The organism is Serratia proteamaculans (assembly GCF_008830365.1).
Lineage (GTDB): Bacteria > Pseudomonadota > Gammaproteobacteria > Enterobacterales > Enterobacteriaceae > Serratia > Serratia proteamaculans.
Window position 1 is genome coordinate 634,120 of sequence record NZ_WBKI01000001.1, and the last position, 16,515, is coordinate 650,634.

General features: G+C 40.3%; 18 protein-coding genes and 1 pseudogene. 17 read left to right on the forward strand and 2 right to left on the reverse strand.

Annotated elements, in window-relative coordinates:
* Positions 1-3: 3 nt before the first annotated feature.
* The 17 genes from F8R23_RS03085 to F8R23_RS03165 all read left to right on the forward strand — a co-directional run bounded on the left by F8R23_RS03085 (position 4) and on the right by F8R23_RS03165 (position 14,149).
* A complete protein-coding gene (locus F8R23_RS03085) occupies positions 4-2,352 on the forward strand; it encodes a tail fiber domain-containing protein (RefSeq protein WP_151415241.1) in 2,349 nt (782 codons plus the stop codon).
* Positions 2,353-2,404: 52 nt separating this feature from the next.
* Positions 2,405-2,860 (forward strand): phage tail tube protein, encoded by a 456-nt coding sequence (locus tag F8R23_RS03090; protein WP_129938086.1) that lies wholly within the window; start codon positions 2,405-2,407, stop codon positions 2,858-2,860.
* Between the two features lie 3 nt (positions 2,861-2,863).
* Positions 2,864-3,169, forward strand: coding sequence for a hypothetical protein (locus F8R23_RS03095; RefSeq protein ID WP_151415242.1), 306 nt, complete (start codon positions 2,864-2,866; stop codon positions 3,167-3,169).
* Positions 3,170-3,201: 32 nt separating this feature from the next.
* Positions 3,202-3,558, forward strand: coding sequence for a hypothetical protein (locus F8R23_RS03100; RefSeq protein WP_151415243.1), 357 nt, complete (start codon positions 3,202-3,204; stop codon positions 3,556-3,558).
* On the forward strand, positions 3,548-5,761 hold the full coding sequence (locus tag F8R23_RS03105; RefSeq protein ID WP_151415244.1) for a hypothetical protein: 2,214 nt from the start codon (positions 3,548-3,550) through the stop codon (positions 5,759-5,761). Before F8R23_RS03100 ends, F8R23_RS03105 begins: the two co-directional genes overlap by 11 nt.
* A 102-nt stretch (positions 5,762-5,863) precedes the next feature.
* Complete coding sequence (locus tag F8R23_RS03110; RefSeq protein WP_151415245.1) at positions 5,864-6,418, forward strand: hypothetical protein; 555 nt, start codon at positions 5,864-5,866, stop codon at positions 6,416-6,418.
* On the forward strand, positions 6,418-7,038 hold the full coding sequence (locus F8R23_RS03115; protein WP_151415246.1) for a DUF2163 domain-containing protein: 621 nt from the start codon (positions 6,418-6,420) through the stop codon (positions 7,036-7,038). Before F8R23_RS03110 ends, F8R23_RS03115 begins: the two co-directional genes overlap by 1 nt.
* Complete coding sequence (locus F8R23_RS03120) at positions 7,038-7,433, forward strand: DUF6950 family protein (protein ID WP_151415247.1); 396 nt, start codon at positions 7,038-7,040, stop codon at positions 7,431-7,433. Before F8R23_RS03115 ends, F8R23_RS03120 begins: the two co-directional genes overlap by 1 nt.
* Before the next feature lie 4 nt (positions 7,434-7,437).
* Entirely contained in the window at positions 7,438-10,461 is a 3,024-nt protein-coding gene (locus tag F8R23_RS03125) for a phage tail tip fiber protein (RefSeq protein WP_151415248.1), read from the forward strand.
* Between the two features lie 286 nt (positions 10,462-10,747).
* Positions 10,748-11,389 carry a hypothetical protein gene (locus F8R23_RS03130; protein ID WP_151415249.1) on the forward strand — a complete coding sequence of 214 codons (642 nt, stop codon included), beginning with the start codon at positions 10,748-10,750 and terminating at the stop codon, positions 11,387-11,389.
* 31 nt (positions 11,390-11,420) lie between these two features.
* Positions 11,421-11,669 (forward strand): DUF2746 domain-containing protein, encoded by a 249-nt coding sequence (locus F8R23_RS03135; protein ID WP_129938095.1) that lies wholly within the window; start codon positions 11,421-11,423, stop codon positions 11,667-11,669.
* 63 nt (positions 11,670-11,732) lie between these two features.
* The gene (locus F8R23_RS03140) at positions 11,733-12,185 is read left to right on the forward strand and encodes a glycoside hydrolase family protein (RefSeq protein ID WP_151415250.1); all 453 of its coding nucleotides are present in this window, start codon (positions 11,733-11,735) and stop codon (positions 12,183-12,185) included.
* A gap of 3 nt (positions 12,186-12,188) precedes the next feature.
* Entirely contained in the window at positions 12,189-12,626 is a 438-nt protein-coding gene (locus F8R23_RS03145) for a GIY-YIG nuclease family protein (protein WP_151415251.1), read from the forward strand.
* Complete coding sequence (locus tag F8R23_RS03150) at positions 12,623-13,201, forward strand: hypothetical protein (protein ID WP_242506411.1); 579 nt, start codon at positions 12,623-12,625, stop codon at positions 13,199-13,201. The genes F8R23_RS03145 and F8R23_RS03150 overlap by 4 nt, the downstream gene beginning before the upstream one ends.
* The gene (locus F8R23_RS03155; protein WP_151415252.1) at positions 13,202-13,555 is read left to right on the forward strand and encodes a hypothetical protein; all 354 of its coding nucleotides are present in this window, start codon (positions 13,202-13,204) and stop codon (positions 13,553-13,555) included.
* Positions 13,543-13,839: a hypothetical protein gene (locus tag F8R23_RS03160; protein ID WP_151415253.1), complete on the forward strand. Its 297-nt coding sequence runs from the start codon at positions 13,543-13,545 to the stop codon at positions 13,837-13,839. The genes F8R23_RS03155 and F8R23_RS03160 overlap by 13 nt, the downstream gene beginning before the upstream one ends.
* A gap of 34 nt (positions 13,840-13,873) precedes the next feature.
* A complete protein-coding gene (locus tag F8R23_RS03165) occupies positions 13,874-14,149 on the forward strand; it encodes a hypothetical protein (RefSeq protein WP_151415254.1) in 276 nt (91 codons plus the stop codon).
* Positions 14,150-14,227: 78 nt separating this feature from the next.
* Here F8R23_RS03165 and F8R23_RS03170 read toward each other — a convergent pair whose 3' ends face one another.
* Both F8R23_RS03170 and F8R23_RS03175 read right to left on the reverse strand, forming a co-directional pair.
* The gene (locus tag F8R23_RS03170; RefSeq protein ID WP_151415255.1) at positions 14,228-15,223 is read right to left on the reverse strand and encodes a hypothetical protein; all 996 of its coding nucleotides are present in this window, start codon (positions 15,221-15,223) and stop codon (positions 14,228-14,230) included.
* 209 nt (positions 15,224-15,432) lie between these two features.
* Positions 15,433-16,494 (reverse strand): annotated as a pseudogene (locus F8R23_RS03175) (multidrug efflux MFS transporter); the annotation flags it as partial.
* Positions 16,495-16,515 lie beyond the last annotated feature (21 nt).

The window sequence follows — 16,515 nt, forward strand, 5'->3', positions numbered from 1 at the left end:
ACCATGAATAATAACTTATTAACTGGTGTTAATCTCAAGGTGTTTTATAGTTCGGACGTAGGGAACAGTTCCCCATCATCATCATTATTAAAACAGGTCAATGAGATAGCAGAATTTCCAGCAGTAGCAATACAGAATCAAGCAGCAAAAATTGAAACATATGATAGTGACTATACAAGCGTACTGATGGGTGATAAATCTATAGAAGCGTTTCCAATTACCGTGAATCTCATAGCAGATGATATTAGCCACCAATATCTAACACAAGCCGCCAAAAACCAATCAGTACTTCAAGTAAAAGTACAATATGAAGAAGCAGAAAATCAAGAGGCATTCATTTTACTAAATGGCTATATTTCATCGTATTCAGATTCTGGTGATAAAGATTCAGCAGTAACGCGTTCATTTATCTTCACTCCAGAAACTATCGTTGCACAAGGCCTTGCAGATGTTCAGCCAGTACTCCGGCTCGGCGATTTTGGTGTTGGTAGTAATGGTGTAGACATACCACAGTATCAACTACCAATGGCAGGAAATGGTTTTATTCAAATCCCAAGTACTTCAAGCCCAGCATCAGCAAATCTAATTGGTATTGGCCTAACTAACCAAGGTCGAGAATCTGGATTTGTCATATCTGAGTCCGGCGATCTTAAACTGTATGCACGCAACTCGTCTACCGCATGGACGCGTATCTATTCCAGTAATGAGGCTGACAGTAGGTATGTACAGCGAACAGTAACAGTCAATGGATATCCACTCACAGGTAATATTGATTTAGTGAAGGGTGATGTAGGATTAAGCAATGTAACTAATAATGCACAATTAACAATATCCTCAAATTTGAGCGATTTAAGTAATGTCGGTACTGCGAAGACAAATTTGGGTTTAGACAATGTATTAAACGTACCGTCATACAGTAAAGCTGAGTCAGATGATGCATTCGTACAAAAAACACTAAAAATTAATGGATATGAGTTGAGTACTGACATCGATTTGCAATCTAGTGATGTGGGTTCATATAGTAAAGAAGAGTCCGATGGTTCATTTGTACCTAAAACACTAAAAGTAAATGGACATGAATTAAGTACTAATGTCGTATTACAACCTAATGATATTGGTTCATACAGTAAAGATGAGTCCGATGATACATTTGTACAGAAAACACTCAAAGTAAATGGACAGGAGTTAAGTACTGATATTGTGCTACAACCAAGTGATATTGGAACTATCCCCGTTGCTAATGGCGGTACCGGTGCTACTACAGCAGTTTCCGCAAGAACTAACCTTGGGTTGGGGAGTTCTGATACTTTAACGTTAAAGGGAATGACACTATCAGCTACTAATGCTGATGCAATACTGAATTTAAATACTTCAAAAGTTCGTGCAAACAGTAACGGTGACTTAATTATTGGAAGTAGTACTAACATCTACCTCCGCCCAAATGGTGATAATGTTTCAAGTCCCCAGATGATCTACACATCAGGAGGAAACTTAACAATGTCGGGAACTAATGTAAATATTTCAGGTTCTCTAACATTGGGTACTCCACTGGCAATTACAAGTGGTGGTTCCGGGGCAAATAATGCAGCAGGTGCAAGAACTAATCTTGGTTTAGCATATGGGACTTCAGCGGGCACTGTTGCACAAGGTAATGATACTCGCCTGAATACAGTAGGTGGGAAATCAGGTGGGCAATTGTTAGGCGGGCTTGGTGTGTTAAACGGTACTGCGAATGTTGACTTAAAAAACGCAGGCACATATATGCTATGGAATGAACAACCGGGAACTGGTGTTTCATCGCTTATTAATAATCCAGAAAGTGGTGGTGGTGGTTTTTGGATCCGTTTGATTAATAGTGCGAATACAGTAGAGCGAGCCAGATTTACGTTTAGCCCCGACAGCACCTTATTAGCTCCAGAAGGATTCCGATCAGTTGGCGGCCGTGTACGGGCATTTGCTAGTGTGACACCCACATACGTGACGATTGATGTTGATGGAGTGAACAAGGGAATAAACTTCTTTGATTCTGATAAAAGATTAAAAGAAAACATTTCCCCAATTGTTTTAGGTACTGCACTAGATAAATTGAATTTAATAGAGCCAGTTTCATACAAGTTTAAAGATACGTATTGGACTGACCAAGATGATATTAAACATACCATGCAAGGGAAATCATATTCATATGGTGTAATCGCCCAAAACATTATTGATGTAATCCCCGATTGTGTAAATGTTATGGATGATGATCGAGGCAGTATGTCATTAGATCCATTAGCAATGATTGGATTTTTATTAGCAGCTACAAAAGATTTAGCAGCAGAAGTTGAATCTCTAAAAAAAACAACTAAATAAATAAATACGGTGGGGAAAGGAATTCCCCACGTCAAATATAAAGGAATATAAAATGGATATTTTCTCAGGTGCTAACCTAAAAGTAGAAATCGGCACTGCCGGTACAGTTGTTTCAACTACATTTGAAACAGTACCAGAAGTTGCAACATTCACAACATCCGGTTTTGAATCTGCTGTAATCGAAGTGGTTACTTTTAATAGTGCATATAACCGTAAACTACTCGGCACAAAATCAGTACCAGATATTGAATTAACTGTTAACTATCTACCAGATGATGAAGTACATCAGAAGTTAGAAACAGCCGCAGACTCACAAAAACGCATTCAAGTACGCTTGAGTTATTACGAAGATGCAACTCATACTACTGGGTTCTATGTGGTTTATAACTGCTTCGTTTCAAGTACTACAATCGCTGGCGATAAGGATGCAGTTGTTACTAAGAAATTCAATCTAGCAGTAGATCAAGGTGCCGTAGCAAGTGGTGTACTACCTGTAGTTGGAGAGTAATATATGAATATTGACCAACTACTAAAAGCACTTAAACCAAAGCTACATGAAGTTGAATTTCATGGTCAAAAGCTATTCATCAAACGTCCAACTATGTCTAATGTTGAGCAGTGCTTAGCAACTGCAAAACAGACATTAATTCATTGTGTGACAGACGAGAACGGCGACCCTGTTTTTAGTGATGGTGAAATTACTGGTCGTATTGATGTTAACGCAATCGATGCAGTACTTGCCAATGAACTCTTCCAACTTGTAGTCGATCTCATGTCAGAGAAATCCAATGAAGTCGAAGAATTGGAAAAAAAATAATATCTGACCCCTCGCTACGTTTTACATTGAAGATGTTAACAAAGCGGGGGCTTTCCCTGTCAGAGTTAAATGAAATTACGCCAGAACTATTTTCTGCAATGGTGGTTTTCGATCAATTTATTGAACCTAATGGGGCAAAAATTGACATGATCAAGTACGCCAATCTTTGCAATCTAATTCTTTGTACTTCTCCGAATATATCCGAAAAAGGTCGTAAAGAAGCCCGTGTTGATGACTGGGATTTTCTTGGTATCTTTGATGGTCATTTGACTACGAAAGAACGTGAAGAAGAGAACAAGAAGAAGAAAACCGAAAAAGAACAAAATAGTATTAAACAAATTGGGGAATTAATTAAAAAGCAGGCATTAGGGAAAAAAGATGGCAAATAATAGCAATCAAATTAATTTTCAAATAACAGGAAATACCACAGGTCTTAATAATGCCTTGAATCAAGGTACTACCGCACTTACCACATTTGGTAATCAAGCCGGTGGAGTACTCGGTAACACTGCTAGCATGTTTGAAAAATTCAATAAATCAATGAATGGTTTCGGTGGTGGCCTAGTTGGATTTGCCGGTGGTGCAGGGCTTGCAGTAGCTGGAATTACTAGCCTTGTCATGGCCTCAAATAACTATGTGCGTGAATTGAATGAAATTTCTAAAGCTTCCGGACTCTCTGTTGAAATGCTCCAAAAAATGGATAAAGCATTCTATGGTGTTGGCCTTAATATGGAAAAGTACGCCGATATTAATAGGGATGTACTTGATCACCTTGGTGATGCATTTCGGGATGGTTCAGGTCCAGCCGAAGATATGAAAGCATACGGGCTTAAGTTGCAGGACTTTAACAAGTACCTAAATCAGTCCGATGGTGGTATTAGAGCATTAGCCAATTCATTCTATGAAATGCAAAAGGCCGGCAAGAGTACTGCCGAAATCACCAACATGTTGGAAACTCTTGGTTCTGATGGCAGTAAACTAGTTGAAATCATGAAGCAGTACTCGAACGAAACTGATCTGATGAATGCCATCCAAGAACAACATATCCAATTAACAGATGAGAATGCCCAAAAGTACGCCGAATTCGATAAGAAGGTGGACGCACTTAGTACAACATTCCAGTTGTGGAAAGCTAATGCACTTGCCGGTACGGTTGATGAATTGAACGACATTCTTAATGTGATGAATTCATCAAAATGGACTAGCAATAACTTCATTGAAATGATGAAGAAATTCTACTACGGCGGCGATACTGCATTTGCAAAATGGGCAAGAAATCTTGATGGTGTTCAAGAAGTAGGCTATTCAAATGCGGCGACAGAGCGATTAGAAAAACAAACTAATGAAATGATGAAGTTTGTTAAAGACAATACTCAGAAGGTAGCTCCGAAGGATGGTTGGGTAAACAAAGAGAAAGAAGCAAAAGACGCAGAAGCAGCACGAAAGAAACTAGAGTCAGCCGCTAAATCTGCCGCAGCAAAAGCAGAAGCCGCCGCTAAGGCAGCAGCAGCAAAGAGAGTACAGGCACAAAAGAACCTAGAACAGGCACTTAGCCAGATTGGTGAAACTGAGGGTGATATTCGAATTAAAGCCTTTGAACGCCAACAGAAAGAAATCCAAGACAAAATTAGGGAAAGTGCCAATACTCTTGGAATGACACAAGAGCAGCTCAACAAGCTACTTGGTCAGGCATCTAGCAGTACTTCAATGCAGAGGGCAAAACTCGCCGATGAAATGATCGGTCGTACTGACCCGAATCAAGACCTAAAAAGCCTTAATCAAAATCTTGGCGGCGGCCTCACTTTAAACCAAGGCCAGAAGTCTTATCTCGCAGACCAGCAATCACAACGTATCAATGGTGATAACCCATTTATGTATGATGGTACTGCACAGAAACAGGCTGAACTTGATGAAAAGTACAACCTTGAAATGCAACTCAATGAGAAGCTACTTGGTGGTACTGAGGACTATGAAAAGCGAAAAGCTCAAATAGAAGCACAGTATGCACGCCAATCAATGGATTTAGCTACTGAGAATACTCGATCTCAAATGGCAATGATCAGTTCATCTGCCGGTGATCTCGGTACTATGTTAGCGGGAGTCTTTGGTGAAAGTTCTGGTGCAGCTAAGGCAGCATTTGCCGTACAAAAGGGCATTACGATTGCACAGACTGTATTAAGCATCCAAGCAGCATTGGCACAAGCACTAGCAACACCTTTCCCGGCCTCATTGGCAGCGTATGCACAGATAGCCACTATGGGTGCCAGCATTATCAGTACTGCACGTGGAACTACTGCACAGGGACAAGCACATAGTGGTATTGAGTCAGTACCTGGCTCTCTGGGTAAAGACAGTACTTGGATTCTACAGGCAGGGGAACGCGTAGTTAGTCGTGGACAGAATGAGCAACTTCAACAGTTCTTGGATAAAAGCGATTCTAATAAATCCAGTTCGAATGAGTACACGATCAATGCACCTTTAATCGTACAGGGTGATGTTAGTGAAGATGATGCGAAATTCAATGCAATGTTGAAGAAACACGCAAACTCTGTAAACCAAGCCGTAAGAAGTGCTCAGACCCGTAATACCTAAATCCTAAACTCTAAATATATGGCCCCTTCACTGGGGCTTTTTCATTGCTAAATATATCTAGAAGGAAACTTTATCCTGCAATGAGTAATCAAGGAAAATAAAATGGCGGCATTCACCAATAACATAAAAATAAACAATGTGACATTATCCAGTACTGAACCAAGATACTCAAATGAATCTTGGACTGGTGCAATGATCACTCGCAGTACTGGTATTCAATATTACAATATTCAGTTTGGATTGTCTTTCAATCAAAAAGACGTAGCAGAATATCATGCATTTGTCTCTCAATATTCACAAGGCAAACCATTTGCAATGGCACTTGGACATTTAAGTACTTATAAAGGTTCTCAAGTGGGGGCGGTAAGTGCAACATCACCAGCAGCAAAGGGAACATATCAAGTTAGTACTACTGCAAATACACTCGAAATCGGTACTCTTATTCAGTTCTCAAACCATAGGAAAATATACCGCATAATCGGGCGTACAGGTAACACTATTCAAATATTCCCCAATCTACGTGCCAACGTACAGACAAATGAAATAATGCGTTATACGTCCATTGAGGGCGAGTTTGTACTACTACCAGATAACGAGTACCAGTTACCAATTAGTAATGTTATGTCAGTACAACTAACAGCGAGGGAGAATTTATAATGGATACTCTATTAGCAAACCCCACGTTGTTGGCGTACTGGAACCTAACACGTGGTGGTAATAAAACCAAACTAACCATAACTGAATTGATGAGTCTTGGCGTTCACTGTAAGTGCGTCGATGTATTCCCTACATCACTACCCGGTATTCATTGGACTGATAGTTATGTAGATATAAATCTGAACGGTACACCATACACTAGTTTTCCAGATCTAATTAGCGACTCATTTCCCAGCTTCAATGAAGAGAAGGGGATTAGTAATAATTCGATTAGCTTTAAAGTATCTAACGTGAATGACAGTTCTCGAGTACTTGCACTAAGTGGTGGTTTTCGAGATGCCAAAGTAAATATCTATTTGGTTATCCTAAGTCCAGCAGACAATTCAGTACTGTATAGTTCAATGATGTTCTCGGGATTCATTGACTACATCACAGCAGAAGCAAACCCTCAAGACCAAAAGAACGAAATGACCGTTAACCTAAATAGTGTTTATAAGAAGCTTGATGTACAACCACGAACATTAGCGGCTAACTCAGTACATCAATCATACAACCCCGGTGATAACTACTTCAGTCTACTTGGACAAGTGAACGCGGGGCAAACATGGAAATATAAGTAATGGATTATAACGTAACAAATAAAATTGTTGATATTTGTTCTGATGCTCTCGCAAAAGATTATGTACTTGGAACCAATGACTGCAATATTCTTTCTTTGAAAATATTAGATCTATTAGCTGGTACTGATTATGTCAGTACTTGTACATATGACACTTTGCGAAAAGGCAAAAGCCAACTAAAGAAACTCGGTGTTGAGTACACATCGCAACTCATACTTCCACATGCCGAACAAACAGAATATCCAATTCCCGGTGATATTTGGATTGATGATGAAGACCCACTACAAATGAGTGTGTATGTAAGTAATCGGATTCTTGTAGTTGATGAAGGACATAACAAATTTAAATTGGATGTGCCACGGAATGGCAAGTTCTACAGAATAAAAAGGAAATAATAATATGGGTAAAATTTCAGGCGGGGGAATATTAGGTTCGATTATAACAGCCGTCGTTGTTGCAGCCGCCGTTTATTTTTCTGGTGGTACTGCCTTAGCCGCTATGGGATGGGGAGCCGCAGCAGGGGCAGCATCTCTTGTAAGCTCTTCAATGATGGCACAACTACCGGGATCGGCTACGGGTTATGGCGACTCGGCGACAAGTGTTAGTCGTTCGACATCTCCAGCAACAGGTATGCCAATTATATATGGTGGGCAATTCCCAGATAAAGATATAAATGGTAATGGTAGTTTCATTCAAACAGGTTCTATCGTTCCTTGGTTTAATATTCAAGATGATAGTTCACAATATCTATTCACAGAACATGCAATTTCTATGGGGGGTGTAGCAAAGTACATTAATCAAATCTACATTGATGATGAGCCAATTCTAACTTCACCAATCACTACAGAAGGCATCGTTGATAAAAACACATTCAATGAAAAGTACCGTGACATTCTTCAACTTGAAGTACGTTTTGGCGGTACGTATACAAATAGTAAATCACTCCCAAAACAATATGCCGGGCCAAAATGGAATGACACATTCCTAGGTAATAATGTCGTAAGTATCAGTACTGTCATTAAAAAAACACAAGATTCTTTAGAGAATACAGTACTTGTTAATGATAACTATGTAATGATTGTTGAAATGAAAGGGCTAGAGATAATTGATCTAAATGATATGGTCAAACGTCCTTCAAGTAATGCCCCTAGTCAAATCTACGACTACATGACGAACTCTATTTATGGAATGGGACTTGATCCTAATCTATTCGATCTGCCTTCATTCCGTAGTGCTGCACAGTACTGCGTTTCAAATAATCTATGGTCTAATGGTGCTGTTTCATATCAAGAGTCATATAAAAGTAACATTGAGAAGATGTTACAGACCTTCGGTGGAATTATGTATGTTCATGCCGGTAAGATTTTCATGACTCTCGACATTAAATCGTTACCGGTAGCTTCATTTGATGAAAGTACTATATTCGGAACTGTAAGCATTACGACAAGTGGTAGTACTGATTATTATAACTGTATCGATGCATCATATAAGAATCCATATTCACGTTATGCAACAGATGTAATGCGTATTCCAAGTGATATCTCACAAGATGATGTTGTACGTAGTGATGGGAGAGTAATCGCTTTAGCAAGGGACTATACGTGGATTTATGACCAGACTCAGCTAAGCAAGTTAGTTAATGTTGAACTACTAAAATCTAGATACTCACAGAATACAATCTCATTTGTTACAAGTGAAGGTTGGGATCTTAAGGTATGGGATGTTATTAACATAAAGGTTAATGAGTTTGGTATCAATGGGCAATATCGAGTACTAAGCAAAGACATTAGTACAAGCCAAGATTCCATAGGGTACTGCCAATTAACATGCGTTGAATATAATGCTGCAATGTATGATGGTAAAGATCCGGGCGTATGGTCTCCACCGGGGTCTATAACTGATAATGTGCTTGGTGTTAGTCCTCCTACTAACCTGCAAGTTAGCAAGAAGGGCGGTGTAGTTAATGGTCAGATTGTTATTATTGATTGGGATGCAAGCCCCGATCAATATCTAAGAGGTTACTACATTTACTATCGTGAAACCGGCACAACGGCTTGGTCATATGTGGGAAGTACTTCACCATATCAAACAGACTATGAGCTATTCGGGTTGGTTGCAGATGTAAAATATGACTTTGCAGTAGCTGCATATAACAATCTTGGATTCTTGAGTAATAAATTAACTGTGAATGGGCTTGTACCGGACTTTAATTTTACTTTGCCAGCTCCAACAGGTTTAACCCTAGTAAATGCTATGGACAGTGCTACCAGTACAGAATCAGCCGATTTCAATATTCAATGGAACGATCAAAGCAGCTTGATAATCAACGGTAAGCCGATGAGAGATTATCTTAAGTACTATGAAGTCACTGTATATGATTCGTCAAATACCAAGAGAAAGTCCTATTTGGTCACTGGTAACACCTTTAGCTATACGTTCGCAATGAACCAAGGGGACTACACAGGCCGTCAAGTAACGTTCGGTGTTAAGGCTCAGGGCTTCAATGCTGGAACCTATTCGGATGAAACCAAGTTCACAGTGCATAACCCGCAGGCTCCGTTGCTACAAGGTCTATCTATCAAATCGGGCATTGGTTCTTTGGTGTTCGAGTGGAGTGATTCAAATCGACCAATCGACTACGCCGGGATCATGTTCCAAGTCAGTGCTAGTGAAGATTTTAGTTCTGGCGTTCTGACATTCACAACCAATGCAGAATTCATGTACTGGGCGAGTGTCCCCGATGGTCAGTACTACATCCGGGCCGGTCAATATGATGTGTTCGGGTCTGCCGGGATCATGTGGACGGTTGCAGTACCGTACAAGCAACAAACATCCGTGCCGCACTCACAGCTAAACGACGATGTGATTGATTGGATCATTGGGTCATCTGAGTTTGGACAAGTTAAACAAGAGATTATTGATGAGGCAGGTTATACCGGTTGGACTGTGAGTGTGAACAACAATGGCTATGTATCGGGTATTGGGTTAGCTAACTCTGGGACAGAATCAGTATTCACAATCATTGCTGATAGGTTCAGTTTAATTAGTTCTGGTTCAGCAGCAGAAAGTACTAAGGTCTACCCATTTGTTATACAGGGCGGTACTACCTACTTACAGAACGCCATGATCCAAAACGCCGCTATAGGTACTGCACAGATTAAGGATCTGGCGGTCAGTAATGCCAAGATTGCCAATGCCAGTATCAACGCTGCAAAAATTATTGATGGCGAAATCACGAATGCGAAGATAGGTAACACTATCCAAAGTAACAACTACTCTCCAAATAGTGCAGGCTGGCAGATTAACAAAGATGGTACTTTCTATATCAATGGTAACTCTGGTGGTCGTATGGTTATAAATAATAACAGAATAGAAGTATACGATCAAAATAACGTATTACGCGTAAGAATGGGGCTTTGGTAATGGCACAGGGTTTACAAGCTTGGAACGGTTCCGGGCAAATGGTCGCCGACATTGGCGACTATTCAATGAGATATGCAGGGACAGTTAATTTTAATGCCACCGCCGGAACTACTTCTTGGTGGGTTCCCTTTGGTGGTATGCGGCCCAATGGATGGATAGCAGTTCAAGTAGGGTTATATTATAGAACATACAGTTGTATTCCCAGTACAGATGGTTTTACCCTCCGATATCTTCCAACAGGACATGGTACCGCAGAGACAATAACAATAGAGGTGTATACTTTTGCATGAGTGGATTTCAAGTTTTTAATACGGCAGGGAATCAAATTATTGATTCAAATACCAAAGGCACGGCATTCAGTACTGAAATAGGTTTTCCAGCACTTACAGACATTGGTTTCTTCTTAATCAATAGTCAGTTTGGAAATGGAAGTACTCTAGGTATCCTTTCACAGACATTCCCCCTTGATGCTGGCCTTACTTGGTTTAGGTTCAACCGGGGAAGTTATTGTATGCCGGGTGCCTTGCTGTTTGAGGGCAACAGTGGGCAGTTCATGAGAACAACAGCTAATGGACAACTTCAAAGTGGCTATCTGGATGTGTTTGACGGTGGTGGAAGGCTAGTATGGAGTGCGGCAAGTGCCGGTACTATGCCTCGTATTGTCGATTTTATTGATGTACCCGCAGGATTTGATCTACAGGATACCGTGTTAACAAAACCGATTGGTTTTAATCCGTGGATTTGCATTAGCCAAATGCCAGCTAACGTGTCATTCGATGGTACAGCGGGTGGTTATTCAGGTTTTCAGACTCGATGGACTGGGAGTAGTGTTCAACTCACTTATGTATCTCGAGCACAAAATACTTTTTCATATTCTGTTGGTACTGGTGGTTTTAGGATCGCGTTAGCTACTTTCACTGGATACTAAATACAGTAGTACAATAATAAAGGAAATACTTATGGGTTCTGAATGGTTAATAACCGTTGTAATAATTCCTATTGTTGTGTTTTTATTCAAGGGTTACTTCCGTCATCAAAAGAACTTCAATGATAGAATTTCAGTACTTGAACAGAAAGTACAAGTTGTAGAACTTACAATTTTAGATCTTCGTGATGATGTTGAAGAAATCAAGAAAATCAAAGACGATCTAAGTGATGTTAAGTTAGACATTAGAGAAATTAAAACACTACTAAACAATAGCAAATAATATAGGGCATCATTTCGATGCCTTTTTTTGTGTCTTCCATAAATAAAGTAAATGGAGGTCACAATGGACTTAGTGAATAAATTAAAAGAATATGAAGGTACTAAAGCGTACCAAACAAAATTGAAGTATTTCCGTGAGGGTAAGTTTTATCCGTATAAAGATAGTCGTGGTTATCTAACTATTGGCTACGGACATCTTGTACTAGCTAATGAAAACTACTCACAGGGTTTAACAGAGCAACAGGCAGATACATTACTTGATAAAGATATTGCCATTGCACGTAGAGGCGTAGAAGCATTAAAACTAAATCTACCGAGTGATTCACGTTGGAATGATTTTCTAGTACTAATGGTGTTCCAATTAGGTCTAACGAAGACAAGAGGGTTTAAGAGATTCTTGGCGGCGTTGAGCAATAAGAACTATGCAACTGCCATTCTTGAAGTGAAAGACTCTCAGTGGTATCGCCAAACACCAAACCGCGTTGATTCAATGATTACCTATGTAGTTAGGGGGTAATCTATGAACAACAACGACAGTGAATGGACAATGTTCAGCCCCGACTTCTCTATTGATGATGTACCCGAATGTGCAGCATTTGTGTATCTTATTCAGTTCCCCGGTACTGGGGAGTACTATATAGGTGTTAAACAAACCTATAAAGGACTCAAAGACATTAAGAAAAGGTCTAACGATACCAAAGACTCAAATTGGCCTATCTATACCAGTAGTAGCAAAGTTGTTAATCAGTACATCTGTGAAGGGCATAACTATAAGAAACAAATCCTATGGTGTTTCCCTACGGTACAGCAAGCGGTGAACTGTGAGACCGTGTTGATTAGTCTGTTCGGTACTCAATGGGGTTGTCTCAATAAGGCAATAATGACCAAATCAAGATTGCACAAAGATAATGGTGAGCAATTCAACATTATTCAAGAGATAGTAGGGTGGTTATCATGAGGTTTCAAGGAACGATAACGGGTATACCACAGGCAAGGGTATACCTTAATCAACAGGGGCAGAGAGCTGGACAGAACTTTCTAAAGGAAGTATCCAACAGGGCAAGGCGTCTTGCCAATCAAATGCAAATTGATATGAATGCTGCAATTGCCGGTGGGCCAGTACCATTTACAAGTAATGCAATTCTTTTTAGATTCAAAAGAACAAGTACAGGTGCAGTTAATGAAATCATAGTGAAGGATTATCAGGCCAAGTACTTGCACGATATTATTGTGAAACCACGCAATCAAGTAAAGATAGTTCCTACATCGGTTGCAAAACTCACTGCACAGGGGAACATCAGTGCAATGAAATCTGGCATTAGGAACGGTAAATATAAAATAGTAGATTCGGGTGGGAAGAAACGAATGATTGATACTACAAAGAAAGGTAAGAAAAACCGTTCTAAACGTGTTGTCGGTGTTCGTGAGGTTAAGAAACGTAAAATGGTTTATGACTTTTACGCAAACGCCGAAGCCGGGGCACGTCTTATTTTATCTGACCTACAAGGCCAATATATCTTTCGGAGAATGTAAATGATAATGCAAGACCAACACTATGAAGATGACACACGTTCAATTCTAATTAATGATTTAGTACCAGATGGTAACTCACTACCTACTAATATTTGTTTTCTTGGTCAGAAGTACAAGAAACTATTAAAGCAACAACTAAAGCTAATTAATGAAGAACTTGAAATGAAAGTTGATGTACAAGAAACAATGAATATCATCTTTGAGAAAGAACAACAACTAGAACTTGGAAGCATGTACCAATGGTCATTGTTTGACGTTGAACGAAATATCATTGTCATTGATAAAACAAAATTGTTCGTCAAGGCTAAGTGCTTCTGGGTTTATTCAACTGGGATACTAAAATGTTTGGAATAGGAACGATCATAGATTTGATCAAGACTGGTTTCAGTTTCTTCCAGAAAAAGGAACAAGGTAAGGCCGAATTAGATGCACAAAATAGTCATGAACAAAATCAAATTACACTCGAAGAAACTCGTAAGGGTTTCACTTGGCGGCAGGCTTTGGGGTATGTCCTAACGTTTATTGTGGCATGGAATTACGTGATTCTACCAGTACTGATGGTCTGTGGGTTAGTACTCCCGCCAATACCACTTGATGATGTATGGCGGGTACTGATAGTATTGATTGGTGGTAGTTAATTATTTTTTATATAGCACGAATATTGGAGGGGCTATGTCAGATGAAAACGATACGCGTTCGAAGGACGAGCTGATAAAAGATATAATTTCTAAAGCAAAGCTTCTCGCTACTGTTGATTTTGAAAAGTTAGAGTCAGAAGGTGTGATAGGAAAAGTTAGAGGTGGTTATCTCGTAAAAAAACACTCACTTCTACCCGAAGTGGCTATGAAATATTTAGTGAAGTCTATAACTCCTACAAAAACTGGCACAAAAGTATTGCTTTTTAAGCCACCTAAGAGTTTCATTGATTTATCAAGGAAAAGTGAATAATTTGATATTTGTTGCGACAACGCTTAAATTTCACGATTGAGGCTTTTTTTAAAAGCCTCATTTGGAAACTTATGAAATTTAACCAATGCTGTTCTTCTTAAATTTCATAACGGTTTTGTTACATCTGACGGGGCAATTATCAAATTTGACTTTAGTACTTTCCTCAATTTTATCACATTTTAGTTTTACTTTATTCTCATTGAGTGAGGTGTTTTTCTTAAGGCTCATTATTGTTTTGACGGTTGCTAGCTTATCCTTTGTGTTAGCACAGACAAAATATAGGTTGTTCAAGCTATTTTCTTGAGTGAAATCTGTTGTGTCTTTACTATACTTTGTGTAAGTATTTTCTAAGTCGGTAAATTCAGAAAGAGTTCTTACAAAACCTTTTAGTTTTGGGGTTGGTAGTAATTCAATATTTGATGAACATGCATCATTAAATACATTTGTCAGATTTTCAATTCGACCTAACAGACTTTTATATTCTTGAGATGATGGTAATGGAGCGAAAGTGCATAGCTTCTCAATATACCAATTGCTTGTCATTCCTTTTTCACCCCTAGAATGTCGTAATACATCTATATGTAAATCCCAATTCTTTGTTTTTTGGGCTTGATTTAAGTATGTTAAAACGATGTCAGGGAACCCATTGTATAGGTGATCAGCTCTTTTTTTAATTAATTCGATGCTTTTTTTTAACTCGCTATGACGAGTAGTTAACGAAAAAAAGTTTTCTTTATAATTAAGCAGTTGTTCTAAATTCTCTCTTCTGTCTAACTCGGCATCTATACGATTTTTTTCCTGCACAAAAATTGTATGCTCACTGAAATACTTATCACCGCAGTACCCACCAATCAATCCTTCCATGCCATTTTGAGTAACTCCAACATAGCCAATTTGATGTTTTTTCCCACAGATACCATGGTCACTTTTAACTTGGCACTGAACACTTTCACTAAGATGGTATCGACCTACGAGGGTATGAAAGTTTTCAACGGTAATATTAACATTTGAAGAATAATTTGGGCGTGAGGTTATCTGTTCAACACTTGCAAAAGACTCTGAATTAGTGCTCATCGTATTTCCTTACTCCCATTGTACTGGTTGGATAGACAGCATGGTTAAATGTACAACTCGGACTAGCCTTTTGCAAGAGGTGGTGAGTATGTTTTCTATACAGAGTCACTGTATGTGATGTTATTGCAGGTCGTTATGAGGTTGAAGCAGGACTTGATACTTGTATCAAAAGGAGGTCAGTGACACGGAAGTACAGTTGAAGAGTAACGAAGATAAAAGAATATTTTAGTTCTTGATTGCTTATAGCCGAAGATGCGGCCAGTGACCTGATCGGAAGAGTACTTCAGCAGCAGCGTCTGCACGGCAGGCATCAAGGCGCCGTCGGCAAAACCCAGCAGAAAACGCAGGATCCCCAGCTGTAACGGTGTTTCCACCCACGCCATGATGGCGAATAACACCGTGGTTAACACTAACGCCGCTAACAGAATACGTGCGGTACCGATACGATCGCCAAGTCGGCCGAGGCTCGGTGCGGAAATCAATGCGGCAACGCCGGGAACGGCGGCGATCATGCCGCTAATAAAAGCTATATTGCCGCTATCACCGGACAAATCCTTGATAAACAGCGTCAGAATGGGACTGATGGAGGAGTTGGCCAACTGGATCATCAGGGTGCTGATAAACAGGGTCACAATCAGCGTCGGATAGGGCAGCGACTGGAATACCGCTTTGCCGCTTAGCCGATCGGCTTTTTTCACCTCGATACGGCGTTCTTTTATCAGGAACAGGGTAATCAGGAAACTGACAAACATCAGCCCGGCGGTGACGAAAAACACCACGCGTAACCCCAAATGGTCAGCCATCAGGCCACCCAGTAGTGGACCAACGATCACTCCGGTCACCGGGCCGGTAGACAAGGTGCCCAAAGCCCAGCCGCTTTTATCTCGCGGCACCTGCGACGCAACCAGCGCCATGGCATTGGGGATATAGCCGGAGGTCAGGCCCATCAAGGCACGCAGCGCAAACAGCTGGTAAACGTTGGTCACCATGCCTTGCAGCGCAATCACAACCGCCATCCCCAGCGAAGCACGCAACAGCATCAATTTACGCCCTTTGCGGTCAGCCAGGCTGCCCCACAGCGGTGATACCAGCGCCGAGACCAAAAAAGTGCCGCTGAACACCAGACCGGACCAGATGCTCAGAGACTGGTGACCGGTGACGCCGAGCTGTTCAATATACAGTGGCAGAAAAGGGAGGATTTGGCTCATTGCCAGCCCGGTGAAGAAACAGCCGAGCCAGACCGAGATCAGATTGAGTTTCCACGCTTCCATCAGCTTGTCGTACCACTTTGA